Origin of the sequence: Actinomadura macrotermitis, assembly GCF_009604375.1 — a bacterium.
GTDB lineage: Bacteria > Actinomycetota > Actinomycetes > Streptosporangiales > Streptosporangiaceae > Spirillospora > Spirillospora macrotermitis.
The window spans coordinates 416,343-429,265 of sequence record NZ_WEGH01000002.1 but is presented as its reverse complement, the minus strand read 5'-3'; the positions used below and the strand labels follow the sequence as shown (position 1 = coordinate 429,265).

The 12,923-nt window shown below is 73.9% G+C and carries 13 protein-coding genes; 4 read left to right on the top strand and 9 right to left on the bottom strand.

Annotation, left to right across the window (positions count from 1 at the left end; genetic code table 11):
* Positions 1 to 12: 12 nt before the first annotated feature.
* The 4 genes from ACRB68_RS13760 to ACRB68_RS13745 form a co-directional block, all read right to left on the bottom strand.
* Positions 13 to 846 (bottom strand): amino acid ABC transporter permease, encoded by an 834-nt coding sequence (locus ACRB68_RS13760; RefSeq protein WP_153532888.1) that lies wholly within the window; start codon positions 844 to 846, stop codon positions 13 to 15.
* A complete protein-coding gene (locus tag ACRB68_RS13755) occupies positions 843 to 1,487 on the bottom strand; it encodes an amino acid ABC transporter permease (protein WP_153532887.1) in 645 nt (214 codons plus the stop codon). Before ACRB68_RS13755 ends, ACRB68_RS13760 begins: the two co-directional genes overlap by 4 nt.
* 75 nt (positions 1,488 to 1,562) lie before the next feature.
* Positions 1,563 to 2,504, bottom strand: a complete 942-nt coding sequence (locus tag ACRB68_RS13750) for a glutamate ABC transporter substrate-binding protein (protein ID WP_153532886.1) — start codon at positions 2,502 to 2,504, stop codon at positions 1,563 to 1,565.
* A 57-nt stretch (positions 2,505 to 2,561) separates the two neighbouring features.
* A complete protein-coding gene (locus tag ACRB68_RS13745; RefSeq protein ID WP_153532885.1) occupies positions 2,562 to 3,290 on the bottom strand; it encodes an amino acid ABC transporter ATP-binding protein in 729 nt (242 codons plus the stop codon).
* A 116-nt stretch (positions 3,291 to 3,406) separates the two neighbouring features.
* On the opposite strand from ACRB68_RS13745, the gene ACRB68_RS13740 reads away from it, so the two are divergent.
* The gene (locus tag ACRB68_RS13740) at positions 3,407 to 4,576 is read left to right on the top strand and encodes an ROK family protein (RefSeq protein ID WP_328594170.1); all 1,170 of its coding nucleotides are present in this window, start codon (positions 3,407 to 3,409) and stop codon (positions 4,574 to 4,576) included.
* Here ACRB68_RS13740 and ACRB68_RS13735 read toward each other — a convergent pair.
* Together ACRB68_RS13735 and ACRB68_RS13730 are read right to left on the bottom strand one after the other, a co-directional pair.
* A complete protein-coding gene (locus ACRB68_RS13735) occupies positions 4,560 to 5,753 on the bottom strand; it encodes an MFS transporter (RefSeq protein ID WP_153532883.1) in 1,194 nt (397 codons plus the stop codon). The genes ACRB68_RS13740 and ACRB68_RS13735 overlap by 17 nt on opposite strands.
* 1 nt (position 5,754) lies before the next feature.
* Positions 5,755 to 7,545: a tetratricopeptide repeat protein gene (locus ACRB68_RS13730; protein ID WP_235959379.1), complete on the bottom strand. Its 1,791-nt coding sequence runs from the start codon at positions 7,543 to 7,545 to the stop codon at positions 5,755 to 5,757.
* 316 nt (positions 7,546 to 7,861) lie between these two features.
* Here ACRB68_RS13730 and ACRB68_RS13725 point away from each other — a divergent pair, with 316 nt between their 5' ends.
* Positions 7,862 to 8,608: a GntR family transcriptional regulator gene (locus ACRB68_RS13725; RefSeq protein ID WP_153532881.1), complete on the top strand. Its 747-nt coding sequence runs from the start codon at positions 7,862 to 7,864 to the stop codon at positions 8,606 to 8,608.
* A 9-nt stretch (positions 8,609 to 8,617) separates the two neighbouring features.
* Positions 8,618 to 9,448, top strand: a complete 831-nt coding sequence (locus ACRB68_RS13720) for a phosphoribosylaminoimidazolesuccinocarboxamide synthase (protein ID WP_153532880.1) — start codon at positions 8,618 to 8,620, stop codon at positions 9,446 to 9,448.
* A 13-nt stretch (positions 9,449 to 9,461) separates the two neighbouring features.
* Here ACRB68_RS13720 and ACRB68_RS13715 read toward each other — a convergent pair whose 3' ends face one another.
* Together ACRB68_RS13715 and ACRB68_RS13710 are read right to left on the bottom strand one after the other, a co-directional pair.
* Positions 9,462 to 10,535 carry a rod shape-determining protein gene (locus ACRB68_RS13715; RefSeq protein ID WP_328594169.1) on the bottom strand — a complete coding sequence of 358 codons (1,074 nt, stop codon included), beginning with the start codon at positions 10,533 to 10,535 and terminating at the stop codon, positions 9,462 to 9,464.
* Positions 10,536 to 10,642: 107 nt separating this feature from the next.
* Positions 10,643 to 11,881 (bottom strand): L,D-transpeptidase, encoded by a 1,239-nt coding sequence (locus ACRB68_RS13710; protein ID WP_328594167.1) that lies wholly within the window; start codon positions 11,879 to 11,881, stop codon positions 10,643 to 10,645.
* 244 nt (positions 11,882 to 12,125) lie between these two features.
* Between ACRB68_RS13710 and ACRB68_RS40160 the strand changes: the two genes are divergently transcribed.
* Positions 12,126 to 12,272 (top strand): GPGG-motif small membrane protein, encoded by a 147-nt coding sequence (locus ACRB68_RS40160; RefSeq protein WP_194293308.1) that lies wholly within the window; start codon positions 12,126 to 12,128, stop codon positions 12,270 to 12,272.
* A 174-nt stretch (positions 12,273 to 12,446) separates the two neighbouring features.
* On the opposite strand, the gene ACRB68_RS13705 is transcribed toward ACRB68_RS40160, so the two are convergent.
* Positions 12,447 to 12,782 (bottom strand): STAS domain-containing protein, encoded by a 336-nt coding sequence (locus tag ACRB68_RS13705; protein WP_153532878.1) that lies wholly within the window; start codon positions 12,780 to 12,782, stop codon positions 12,447 to 12,449.
* Positions 12,783 to 12,923 lie beyond the last annotated feature (141 nt).

Genomic DNA, 12,923 nt, shown 5'->3' with positions numbered 1-12,923 from the left:
CCTTTCAGGGCGTCAGGGCGTGGCGGCGGGGACGCGCGCGGGCCTGGCGGCCCGGACGCCCTGCCGGGCCTGCAGCGTCCGCGCCGCCTTGGCCAGCGCCGCGTTGATGACCAGGTAGATGACCGCGATCACCAGGTAGGTCTGGATGAGCAGGTGGTTGTAGTTCGCCAGCACCTTGCCGCTGTAGAGCAGCTCGGCGTAGCTGACGACGAAGCCGAGCGAGGTGTCCTTCAGCAGCCCGGCGGACTGGCTGATCAGCGACGGCAGCACCCGCCGCACCGCCTGCGGCAGCACGATCAGCCGCAGCGTGCGGCCGCGGGTGAGGCCGAGCGCGAGGCCCGCCTCGCCCTGCCCGCGCTCCACCGAGGCGATGCCGGCGCGGAAGATCTCGGCGAACGCGGCGGCGTTGGACACCGTGAGCGGGACGACCAGCTTCCAGAACAGCGGCAGGTCCAGCCCGTACCGGGGCAGCGCGAACAGCACGACGTACACGAGCAGCAGCGCCGGGACGGTCCGCACGACCTCGACGTAGGCGGCCGACGGCCAGCGGATCCAGCGCGACGGCGACAGCCGCCCGACGGCGAGCGCGATGCCGGCCGCGGCCGACAGCGCGATCGACACGGCGGCGGCGTACACGGTGGCGCGCAGGCCGTCCAGCAGGTAGCGCCACATCGGCCAGGTGGCGTAGGGGCGCCAGCGCGACGCCGCGAGCTGGCCGTGGTCGGCGAACTGGCGCAGCGCCAGGCCGATCAGGGCGAGCAGGACCAGGACCGACACGGCGGTGGCGACGCGGATGCGCCGCCGGGCGCGCGGGCCGGGCTCGTCGAACAGCAGCCGTGCGTTCATCGCAGGATCACCAGCCTGCGCTCCAGCACGCCCGACACCAGGCCGGTGAGCGCCGACAGCGCCATGTAGCACAGGCCGGCCGTCACGAAGATCCAGATGGGGTCGGCCTCGGCGAGGTTGACGCGGTTGGCGGCGGCGGTGAGCTCGACCAGCCCGACCGCCGCGGCCAGCGCGGTGTTCATGATGGTCATGATGGCGAGGTTGCCGAGCGGCTGGACGACGGTGCGCAGCGCCTGCGGCAGGATCACCAGCCGCAGCGACTGGGTGAAGGTGAGGCCGAGCGCGCGGGCCGCCTCGCCCTGCCCGACCGGGACCGCGTTGATGCCCGAGCGGACCGCCTCGGCCACGTAGGCGCCCTGGTAGAGCGCGATGACGACCACGGCGGTGGTGAACAGCCCGGCGGTGACCCCGATCTCGGGCAGGCCGAACACCGCGAGCACCAGCCACACCAGCAGCGGGATGTTCTGCAGGATCTCGACGTAGGCCATGCCCGCGCCGCGCAGCACCGCGACCGGGGCGGCGCGCAGCGCGGCGACGACGACGCCGGCGACCAGCGCGCCGGCCAGGGCGAGCAGCGACAGTTCGACGGTCTGCAGCAGGCCGGCGCCGAACTCGGGGAGGTGACGGGTGATGACGTCCATGTTGTCCTTGGGACGGTCCGCCGGAGGGCGGGACGGGGTCCGGCCGCCGCCTCGTCCGGGCGGCGGCCGGGCGGCTCACTCCGAGCCGGGGGCCGATCCGATGGCGGGCGGCTGGGGCGCGTCGCCCTGCACCACGGTGCCGATGGAGTTCTTCCAGGTCTTCGCCCACAGCCCGGACGCCTGGATGGTCTTCAGCCAGTCGTTGACGAACTGCTTCATCTGGGCGTCGCCGTGCTTCAGGCCGATGCCGTAGGGGTCGGCGGTGAACGGCCCGCCCTGGATGCGCACCTCGGGGTCCTGCTTGGCGGTGGCCAGCAGCACGGCCTGGTCCTGCACGTAGGCGTCGCCGCGGCCCTGCTTCAGCGCCTGGGTGCACTCGGGGTCGCTGCCGAACGTGATGATCTTGGCCTGCGGGGCGGCCTTCTTGACGGCGGCGATCGCCGGGGTGTTGGCGCCCGCGATGACCGTCTTGCCGTTCAGGTCGGCCGGCTTGGCGATGCCCTGCTTGTCCTTCTTGGTGGCGATGACCAGGCCGGAGCTGAAGTACGGCCCGGCGAACGCGACCTTCTTCGCCCGCTCGGGGGTGATGCTGTAGGTCTGCAGGACCACGTCGACGGTGCCGTTGGCCAGCAGCGCCTCGCGGGTCTCCGACGCCGAGTTGACGATCTTCACCTCGGGCTTGCCGATGATGTACTTGGCCAGCAGCCGCCCGAAGTCGGCGTCCAGCCCCTCGACCTTGCGGGTGCCGGGGTTCTGCTGGGACAGCAGCGGGGCGTCCAGCGAGCCGCCGACGATCAGCTGCCCGCGCTTCTTGATCTTCTCCATGGTCGAGCCGGCCGGCAGCGACGCCGCGACCGGGGCGGCGGCGACCAGCTCGTCGGCCGCGCCCTTGGCGGCGCCGCCGCCGGGGACCGCGGCGCTGCCGCCGCCGTCGGAGCAGGCGGCCAGGCCGGTGAGCGAGAGCAGCGCGGCGGCGGCGACCGCCGTGCGCCGCGGACCTGCGGGGAAACGCACCATGATCTTTCTGCCTTTCGGGGGTACGCGTTCGCGGAACGCGGGCGGGGGGCGGGTCGGTCAGTGGCTGAGGACCTTGGCGAGGAAGTCGCGGGCCCGGTCGCTCTTTGGGGCGGCGAAGAAGTCCGCGGGCGGGCCGCTCTCGACGATCTCGCCGTCGGCCATGAACACCACCCGGTCGGCGACCTTGCGGGCGAAGCCCATCTCGTGGGTGACGACGACCATCGTCATGCCCTCGCGGGCGAGGCCGGTCATGACGTCCAGCACCTCGCCCACCATCTCGGGGTCGAGCGCGGAGGTCGGCTCGTCGAACAGCATCGCCTTCGGCCGCATCGCGAGCGCGCGGGCGATCGCGGCCCGCTGCTGCTGGCCGCCCGACAGCTGCGCGGGCAGCTTGCCGGCGTGGTCGCCGATGCCGACCCGCTCCAGCAGCCCGCGGGCGTGCTCCTCGGCCTCGGCGCGCGGCACGCCGCGCACCCGGACGGGCGCGAGCGTGAGGTTCTGCAGCACGGTCCGGTGCTGGAACAGGTTGAAGGACTGGAAGACCATCCCGACGTCGGCGCGCAGCCGGGCCAGGGCGCGTCCCTCGGCCGGCAGCGGCTCGCCGTCGATGCGGATCTCGCCCTCGTCGGCGGTCTCCAGCCGGTTCAGGCACCGGCACAGCGTGGACTTGCCCGAGCCGGACGGCCCGATCACCACGACCACCTCGCCGCGCGCCACGTCCAGGTCGACACCGCGCAGCGCGGTGTGGCCGCCGAAGCGCTTGGTCAGGCCGCGAACCTCGATCATTCGGTCACCATCGCCTTAACTTCCTTCGAAATCGAAGCTAAGGTGGACCATAGAGTCTGAAATCGACGCAAGTCAATGCGTTGATGGACGAAGCGGGACCGTGCTATTCATTCGGGGTGCGCAATCCCAGAGACGACGGACCGGCCGGGCTGGTCCGGCTCGTCGCCACCGGCCGCGCCGAGTCCCGCGCCGAGCTGGCCCGGCTCTCGGGCCTGGCCCCCTCCAGCGTCTCGCTGCGGGTCGAGCAGCTCATCGCGGCCGGCCTGTTCGCCGAGGAGGGCGCGGGCGCCTCGCGCGGCGGCCGCCGCCCCCGGCGGCTGCGGCTGAGCCGCGAGGCCGGCGTCTTCCTGGCCGCCGACCTCGGCGCCCACCACGCGCGCCTGGCGGTGCTGGACCTGGCGGGCACGCCGATCGCGCTGTCGGAGCTGGCCTGCGACATCGCGGCCGGCCCGGAGGCGACGCTGGCCTCGGTCGTCGACAGCATGCGCGCCCTGGCCCGCGCGCACGGCTACGGCGACGTCCCGGTGCGCGGCGTCGGCCTCGGCGTGCCGGGCCCGGTCGACCCGGCCACCGGCCAGGTCGTGTCGCCGTCGCGGATGCCCGGCTGGAACGACTTCGCCGTGCGCGACTTCGTCTCCGCGCACGCCGGGGCGCCCGCCCTGGTGGAGAACGACGCCAACCTCATGGCCGTCGGCGAGCACCGGCACTCCTGGCCCGGCCTGGACAACCTGATGGTGCTGAAGCTCGGCACCGGCATCGGCTGCGGCGTCATCGCCGGCGGCCGGCTGCACCAGGGGCGCGGCGCGGCCGGCGACATCAGCCACGTGCGGATCCTGTCGGCGGCGACCGTCGACTGCTCGTGCGGCCACCCCGACTGCCTGGAGGCGCACGCGAGCGGCGCCGCGCTCGCGGACGCGCTGGCCGCGCAGGGCATCGCGGTGGACCGGCCGTCGCAGATCGTGGAGCTGGTCGCCGACGGCGTGCCGCAGGCGACCAGCCTGGTGCGCACCGCCGGCCGGCTGATCGGCGACGTGCTCACCGCGCTGGTGAACTTCTTCAACCCCGACGCGCTGGTCATCGGCGGCAGCCTGTCCAACGCCGAGCCGCTGGTGGCCACCGTCCGCGGCGTCATCTACGAGCGCTGCCTGCCGCTGGCCACCCGCAACCTGGAGATCGCCACCTCGCGCGCCGGGCCCGACGCCAGCATCCTCGGCGCCGGGCACCTGCTGCTGGACCACGCGCTGACCGACACCTGGATCGAGGACGCCCTCACGTCCGCGCGCTGACCCCCGGCCCGCGGGCGAGCGGGGTGCGCGCGGCGGCCGCGGCGACCAGCAGCAGCCCGATCCCGGCCAGCCCCATCACCAGGTACATGTCGTGCAGCCACGACTCCAGCCCGCCCGCCGCGAGCGTCCCGAGCGGCACCGAGGCGAACGCCGCCATCCGGGTCGCCGCGACGACCCGGCCGAGCATCTCCGGCGGGGCGGTGCGCTGCCGCAGCGTGAACCACGCGACGTTGGCCAGCGCCCCGCACGCGAACACCGCCGTCCACGCCAGGCCGACCGCCGGCACGGCGCGCGCCGGGATCAGCAGCAGTATCGACGCGCCCATCCCGGCGACGCCCGCCACCATCAGCACGCCCGGCGCGCGGCGCCGCATCAGCGGGGCGGCGAGCGACGCGCCGGCCAGCGCGCCCGCGCCCTGCAGCGCCACCATCACGCCGATCAGCGCCGGGCCGTAGTGCCGGTAGTGCGCCACGTAGTAGACGAAGTTCGCCTGGACCGTCCAGACCAGCAGGTTCCCGGCGGCGAACATCAGCGCGCCGGTCCGCAGCACCCCGTCCCGCAGCACGTGCCCGACCGCCGCCCGCAGCTCCGCGCCGGGCCGGCCGTGCTCGCGGGGAACGGCCGGCATCCGCCCGATCAGCGCGATGAGCAGCGCCGACACCAGGAACGTCGCCGCGTCCACCAGGATCGTCGCGGCGTGCCCGGCGGCCGCCACGAGCGCCCCGGCCAGCGCCGGGCCGCCCATGTTCACCAGGTTGTCGCCGCCGTACAGCCGCGCGTTGGCCTCGGCCAGCCGCTCCTGCGGCGCCACCCGCGGGATCAGGCTCTGGAACGAGGGGTGGTAGACCGGCTCCGCGCACGCCAGCACGAACGCCAGCGCGTAGACCGCCCACAGCGGCCCCGCCTCCGCCACCACCAGGCCGAGCGCGAGGGCGACACCGCCGGCCGCGGTGTCCCCGGCGACCAGCAGCCGCTGCTGCTGGAACCGGTCCGCCAGCACCCCGCCCGGCAGCGACAGCAGCAGGAACGGCAGGTACTCGATCGTGTAGACCGCACCGGTCTGCAGCGGCGACCCGGTCCGGGCCAGGACCAGCAGCGGCAACGCCAGCTTGTAGATCCAGTTGCCGAGCGAGGAGATGAGGTAGGCGGCCAGCAGCAACCGGTAGCGGCGTCCCATGTCAGCCCGCCAGCGCCTCCCGGATGTCGTCGTCGTCGGGCGCCAGCTCCCGCGCCCGCAGCAGGTCGGTGCGCGCCTCCTCGGGACGGCCCGCCGCACGCAGCGCGACCGCCCGGTTGTACAGCAGCGCCGCGTCCTCGCCGAACTCCAGGGCCCGGCCGAGGTCGTGGATCGCGCCCGCCGGGTCGCCGGCGTCGAACGCCAGCGAGGCCCGCCCGGCCCACGCCGCGACCAGCGCCGGGTCGGCCTCCAGCGCCTCGTCGAAGGCCCGGCGCGCCTGCTCGTGGCGGCCGTCGGCCAGCTCGGCCTGCCCGAGCGCCGCCAGCAGGTAGGCGTCGCCGGGGGCGAGGGCGAGTCCCTCGACGCAGTCCGCGCGGGCCCGCTCCGGCTCGCCGAGCGCGGCCAGCAGCCCGGCGCGGTTCACGCGGGCCTCGGTGAAGCCGGGGTCCAGGGCGAGCGCCTCGTCCAGGTCGGCGAGCGCGCCGGCCAGGTCCCCGGCGGCGAACCGCGCCTCGGACCGGTTGAAGTACGGCTCGGGGAACGGCGGCCCGGCGCGCAGCGCGGCCTCGTAGTCGGCGACGGCCTCGCCGGTGCGCCCGAGCCGCATCCGCAGGTTGCCGCGGTCGATGTAGTAGTCGGGGTAGGCCGGGTCGGCGGCGATGACGGCGTCCCAGTCGGCGAGCGCGTCGGCGTGGCGGCCGAGCCGGTCCAGCAGCTGCGCGCGGTTGGCCAGCAGCACCATGCGGTGCACCGGCTGCGCGCCGGGCGCGAGCGCCTCGCCGGCCAGGTCGATCGCGCCCTGGACCAGCCGCAGCGCCTCCTCGGCGCGGCCCCGGCGCATCTCGATCAGCGCCTTGCCGTTCAGGTCGAAGCCGAGCTTGACGGCCCGCTCCGCCGGGTCCGGCAGGTGCTCGCCGAGCGCGATGGCGGTGTTGACCCAGCCGAGCGCGGCGGTGAGGTCGCGCCGCGCCGGGTCGTGGTGCCGGGTGGCCAGCATGGCGAGGGTGTAGGCGATCGTGGAGTGCCACGCCGGGTCGGCGGTCGCGGCCCGCGCCTCGTGCAGCAGCGCCGCGGCCTCCTCCTCGCGCCGCAGCGACCCGAGCGCCACGGCGGTGTCGTGCACCAGCCCCCACCAGGTCGCGGCGTCGCGCCCGGGGTCGGCGAACTCCAGGCCGCGCAGGCCGAGCTCGGCGACGGCGTGGTGGCAGCCCTGCGCCAGGCACCACCCGGTCGCGAACCGGTGCGCGGCGGCGGCGCGCAGCGGGTCGGTCCCGCGGGCCCGGTGGTAGGGGACGGCGCCGAGCCGCGGCCCGACGGCGCCGTCGTCGGCCTTGTCGGCGAGCGCGTCGTGCTCGGCGGGCGTGCGGTCGGGCGGCTCCGCGCCCTCGGCCACGGTCTCGACGCGCAGCAGGCCCGGGTCGACGCGCCGGGCCAGCACCGCGAACAGCTCGCGGTCGGCGGGGTCGGCCTCGGCGAACGCCGTCACGGTCACCGCCAGCGGCCGGTCCCGGCCCTCCAGCAGGCCGGTCAGGAACGCCGCGACGCCGTTGGCCAGGCGCAGCGTCCGGCGCGGCGCCGGGACGAGCACCCGCTCATCGGCCGGCACCCGCTCCACGAGCGGCAGGTGCGCCGGGGCGGGGACGGCGAGGCCGGGCGCGACCGCGCGCAGTTCGGTGGCGTGCGAGGCGACCAGGCCGGGACGCCGGTCCAGTGCCTCGGGGACGAGTGCGCCGAGCAGCGCGGCGGCGGCGGTGTAGGGGCCGCCGATCCGGCGGTCGGCGGTGATCCTCATGCCGTGCTCTTGCATGCCGTGCTCTTCATACGAGGGGGAGCCTCCGCGTAGAGGAGAGCGGGCCGCGGGACCGGCCGGTCCCGCGGCCCGCCGAAGCGTCACGTCAGCCGATGTGCTTGGCGCTCGCCGCGCCGCGCAGCGTCACGGGCCCGGTCCGGTGCACGATGATCTTCTTCATGGTCCCCTCCAGTCAGGTTGAAAACCCACAAGGGGTCACTATCGCCGTCAGATGCCAACGCCACCACCGTTTCCCGGCAAATGGCCCAATGCGGACGTGGTGTGTAGTGCACTAGTACACTGGCCCCGAGGAGGTGCGATGACCGCACGGATCGACCGCGCCGACCCGCCCTACCTGCAGGTCGTCAAGCACATCCGGGCCCGGATCGAGTCCGGCGCGCTCCGCGAGGGCGACCATGTGCCGTCCGCCCGCAGGATCATGAGCGACTGGGGCGTCTCGATGGCGACCGCGACCAAGGTGCTGGCCGCGCTGCGCGCCGAGGGACTGGCCGTCGGGGTGCCCGGCGTCGGCACGATCGTCACCACCCGCGGCACGCTGACCGCCCCGCGCGACCGGGTCGTCGCCGCCCTCGGCACCGGGCGGGTCCACCCCGCCGACGAGCACACCGAGATCAGGGCGGCGGAGCTGACCACCGCCCCCGGCCGGGTCGCCGACGCGCTCGGCCTGCCGCCCGGCGCGCCGGTGGTGCGCCGGCACCGGGTGACCTACAAGGACGGCGCCCCCGTCTCGGCGTCCACGTCCTGGCTGGACGGCGCGCTCGCCGAGCGGGCCCCGGCGCTGCTGGCCGCCGAGCGGCTCGGCCGGGGCACGCCCGGCTACCTGCGCGAGGCGGCCGGGCGCGCCGCGGCCGGCCCGCAGACCGACCAGATCACCGCCGGCCGCGCCACCGGGGACGACGCCGCCGACCTCGGCGTCGAGCCCGGCGCGCCGGTGCTGCGCGGCCGCAACTGGATCCGCGACGAGCACGGCACCGTGCTGGAGTACGGCGAGTTCGTCTCGGTCGCGGGCCGCTGGATGACCTACGAGTACGAGATCTCGAGCTGAGGGAACACCATGGAACTGCTCCACTCCGGCAAGGTCCGCGACGTCTACGCCGACGGCGGCGACCTGATCCTGGTCGCCTCCGACCGGGTGAGCGTGTACGACGTGGTGCTGCCCACGATCGTGCCGGACAAGGGCAAGATCTTGACCCGGCTGTCGCTGTGGTGGTTCGAGCAGCTGGCCGACGTGGTGCCCAACCACGTCGTCTCGGCCACCGACGTGCCCGATGAGTGGGAGGGCCGGGCGCTGCGCGTCCGGCGGCTCACCATGCTGCCGGTCGAGTGGATCGCGCGCGGCTACCTGGCCGGCCTCGGCCTGAAGGAGTACCAGAAGTCCGGCACGGTGTCGGGCGTCGCGCTGCCGCCGGGGCTGGCCGAGGCGTCCCGGCTGCCCGAGCCGGTCTTCACCCCGACCACCAAGGCCACCGAGGGCCACGACGAGTTCATCACCTACGACGACGTGGTGGCCGAGATCGGTGCCGACACCGCCGCCGAGCTGCGCGAGACCACGCTGGAGGTCTACCGGCGCGGCGCCGCGCTGGCCGCCGAGCGCGGCATCATCATCGCCGACACCAAGCTGGAGTTCGGCCGCGCCGCCGACGGCACGCTCGTGCTCGGCGACGAGGTGCTCACCCCCGACTCCTCGCGCTTCTGGCCGATGGACGAGTGGCGGCCGGGCCGGGCCCAGCACTCCCTGGACAAGCAGTACGTGCGCGACTGGAGCAGCACCCTGGACTGGGACCGCACCCCGCCAGGCCCGCAGATCCCGCAGGAGGTCGTGGACGCCACCCGCGCCCGCTACGTCGAGGTCTACGAGCGCCTCACCGGCACCCGCTGGGAGTGACCGGCCGCGGGCCTCACCTGCCGCGCGACGGCCACCGCTGCTTGGGCAGCGACAGCAGCCCGTAGTCGCCGGCCCGGTCGCCGACGGTGTTCTTGCGGTGCTGCACCAGCAGCGCCGCCGCGCCCGTCACCGCCGCGTTGGCCGGGTCGTCGGCGACCCGCACCGGCAGCCCGGTGGCCTTGTGCACCAGCCGGTCCAGCCCCTCGATCGCGGCCGAGCCGCCGGTCAGCGTGATCCCCGCGCTGACCAGCTCGGCGGCGATGTCGGGCGGGCTGGCGGCCAGCTGGTCGGCGATCGCCGCCACGATCGAGGTGATCGGCGGCATGATCACCTCGTGCACCTCGGCGCAGGACAGCATCACCGTGCGCGGCAGGCCCGAGTGCACGTCGCGCCCGTAGACCTGGCAGCGGCGCTCGTGCCGGACCCGGTTCGCCGCGGCCGTGCCGATGGCGATCTTGGCGGCCTCCGCGGTCTCGGCGGAGATGATCAGCTCGTGCGTGGTGCGCACCAGGTCGACGATCGCCTCGTCCAGCGTGGCGCCGCCGATCGGCAGCGTCGCCGAGCCGGCCAGCCCGCCGAAGGAGACCAGGCCGATGTCGGTGACGTGCGCGCCGATGTCGGCGACGACGGCGATCTCGCGGCCCGGCCCGAGCAGCCCCGCGCCGACCGCCGCGGCGAGCGGCCGCGGCACCACGGTCAGCCGTCGCGCCCCGGCCCGGTAGGCGGCCTCGCAGACCGCGCCGTGCTGCACCGGGGTGATCGAGCTCGGCGCGGCCACCACCATCCGCGGCCGCGCGAAGTAGCGGCTGCCGTGGCTGCGGCGCAGCAGCCGCCGCAAGATCGCCTCGGTGTCCTCCTGCTCGGCCGGCACGCCGAGGCGGACCGGCCGGATCAGCTTGACGTCGGGACGCTTGGCCGCCAGCTCCAGCGCGGCCCGGCCGACCGCCAGCACCCGGCCCGTCTGCCGGCAGCGCGCGAGGGCGCACGGCTCGGCGGCGATGAGGCCGCGCCCGGCGATGTGCATCCGGACGAGGGTGCTGCCGAGGTCGAGCGCGGTAGGACGTCCCGGAAAGCCCCGTAGAAACACGCTTCCTCCCGGCACCTGGTAGCACAGCGGTATTCCTGCTACCAGCCCTTACCTGGGAGGGTTTGGGGTAACACCAGTCGTCCGTCCCGGAACGGCAAAGCCTGCCGTCAGGAGGCGGCCCGCGCCGTCGTGGTGACCGGCTGCTTCAGCGCGCCGCCCTGCGTCCAGCGCTCGAACGGCAGCTGCCAGTAGCCGAAGCCGTTGGTCCAGTCGAGTTTGCGGGCGGTGCCGGTGATCGTCACCATGTCGCCCATGTAGGCCCACTTGTAGAACCACATGGCGGCCGACTCGGGCGAGCGCACGCAGCCGTGGCTGCAGTTGCGGTTGCCGAGGCAGGACGGGTCGTCCATGTTCTGGTGGATGTACTCGCCGCTGTTGGAGATGCGGTAGGCCCAGGGCACCTGCTCGTCGTACCAGCCCGGGTCGCCCTTCTTCTTGCCGGGCGGCCGCATGCGCTCCAGCCTGCTCTTGTTCATCGTCAGGTGCACGCCGCTGGTGGTGAGCAGGTGGTCGACGCCGTCGGCCTGCACGTCGCCGCCCGCGCCGAGGCTGACGCCCCAGGTCTTGACGACCTTGCCGTTCTTGCGGACCACCAGCTTGTCGGTCTTGGCGTTGACCGTGATGACGTGCGAGTCGCCGATCGTGAAGTCGTGGGTGACGTCCTTGTCGCCGTACACCGAGTCGCCGATGCGCAGGCCCGCGTAGTGCGCGGTGACGCGCACCTTCTGGTTCGGCGTCCACGGCTTGCGCGGCCGGAACACCACCGAGGGCAGGCCGTTGAACGACTCGCCGGCGCTCAGCCAGCGCCAGGCGCCCTCGGTCGGGTGGGTGGAGGTGATCTCCAGCGCCTTCTCGACGGCCGGCCGCGCCTTGGCCGGGACGGCCTTGCTGAACTGGATCAGGATCGGCATGCCGGTGCCGACCTTGTCGCCGGTCGCCGGGATGACGTTGAGGATCTTGGTGGCGGCGACGTTCTTCCCGGTCCGGAACGCGCTGGTCGCCGTCGTGGTCTTGCCCTTGGCGCTCGCCGCGGTCGCCGTCACCTGGTACCTGCCGCCGGGCGTGAGCGTCCAGGCCGAGTGCCAGGTCCGCTTGTCGTCCGACAGCGTGCCGGGGACGTCGGCGCCCTTGTACTTCACCGACACCTGGCTGAGCGTGCCGCCCGCCGCGGTCACCGTGACGCCCTTGTCGGGCGCGGCGTCGACGGCCGCGTTCGCCGGGCTGATCGTCACCGCGGGGGCGCCGTCGTGCCCGCCCTCGGACGTCGTGGTCTTGCCGTCACTGCCTCCGGAGCAGGCCGAGGCCAGCACCGCCATGAGCGCGATCAACGCGGTTCCCCGTCGCACCGTCTTCCTTAGGTAGAGCAACAACCCCAATGGGGAACAATATCCGCAAAATCGCGATGCGCAGCGGCATCCCGGAGATCCGGCACGCTCCGGACCGCCCCGGCGACGCCCCGTGACCCCGCCGCCGCCCGTCCGTGAAAGTGACCCCTCGATCACATTCCGCGACGGCCGAATGTGATCTGTATCCGGTTAATTTCCCCGATAGATGTTGTTTGACATAGACCGCTGCGGGGATCCCTGGCGCATGGCTTTTCTACTCTGGCTCATCGCAGTGGTCCTGGTCATCTCCGGCATCTATGTGCTCATCGCGCGGCGCGACATCCTGTGGGGCGCCGTCCTGATCGTCGTCGGCCTGCTGGTCGGCCCGGGCGGGGTGAGCATCTTCCATTAACCCACGCCCCCGGTTCCCCACTGGGGAACCGCATTCACAGAACAAACCCCTGCCATTCCCGAAAACCTCAGGCCCGGCACAGGACAACGATCCCGTGCCGGGCCTCAGCCCGTCCGATGAATGAAAGATCTGGACGGGCGCCGCCGTCTTCGGTGCGGCTTTCGCGGGGGAACGCTAGGCGGGGGACGCGCTGTGGTCTGCCAGGGGGACGAGGCGGGTGACGCCCGCGATGTCGCAGATCCGCCGGACCAGGCCCGTCGCGGGCAGCCGCACGTACAGCGGCGTGCCGAGGGCCTTGGCGCGGATGTGGGCGCGCAGGATGACGTTGACGCCGCTGGAGTCGCAGAAGCGGCAGCCGATCAGGTCCATGACCAGGGCGGGGACGCCCCGGTTCAGCAGGCGCAGGGCGCCCGAGCGCAGGTCGTCCGCGTTGGCCAGGTCGACCTCGGGCGGGAAGTACAGGACGGCGGCGTCGGCGGTGCGCTCGACGTGCGTCGTGCTGCTCAGCATCGCTCACCTCACACCTGTAGGGAACAGGGCGGGCCGCGCTGCTGGACCCGTGCGGCCCCGTGCGGGCGGCCGGCACCTCCTCAGAATGTGCCGCGCACGGGGACCGAGTCAACGGACCTTTGGTAGGTATCAGGCAAAGAG

Excerpts from the sequence above, each read along its gene's own strand:
- ACRB68_RS13735 (WP_153532883.1), bottom strand. The coding sequence starts at position 5,753 with ATGGGACGCCGCTACCGGTTGCTGCTGGCCGCCTACCTCATCTCCTCG.
- ACRB68_RS13705 (WP_153532878.1), bottom strand. The coding sequence starts at position 12,782 with ATGCTGAGCAGCACGACGCACGTCGAGCGCACCGCCGACGCCGCCGTC.
- ACRB68_RS13745 (WP_153532885.1), bottom strand. The coding sequence starts at position 3,290 with ATGATCGAGGTTCGCGGCCTGACCAAGCGCTTCGGCGGCCACACCGCG.
- ACRB68_RS13725 (WP_153532881.1), top strand. The coding sequence starts at position 7,862 with ATGACCGCACGGATCGACCGCGCCGACCCGCCCTACCTGCAGGTCGTC.
- ACRB68_RS13750 (WP_153532886.1), bottom strand. The coding sequence starts at position 2,504 with ATGGTGCGTTTCCCCGCAGGTCCGCGGCGCACGGCGGTCGCCGCCGCC.
- ACRB68_RS13730 (WP_235959379.1), bottom strand. The coding sequence starts at position 7,545 with ATGAGGATCACCGCCGACCGCCGGATCGGCGGCCCCTACACCGCCGCC.
- ACRB68_RS13720 (WP_153532880.1), top strand. The coding sequence starts at position 8,618 with ATGGAACTGCTCCACTCCGGCAAGGTCCGCGACGTCTACGCCGACGGC.
- ACRB68_RS13760 (WP_153532888.1), bottom strand. The coding sequence starts at position 846 with ATGAACGCACGGCTGCTGTTCGACGAGCCCGGCCCGCGCGCCCGGCGG.
- ACRB68_RS13755 (WP_153532887.1), bottom strand. The coding sequence starts at position 1,487 with ATGGACGTCATCACCCGTCACCTCCCCGAGTTCGGCGCCGGCCTGCTG.
- ACRB68_RS40160 (WP_194293308.1), top strand. The coding sequence starts at position 12,126 with ATGGCTTTTCTACTCTGGCTCATCGCAGTGGTCCTGGTCATCTCCGGC.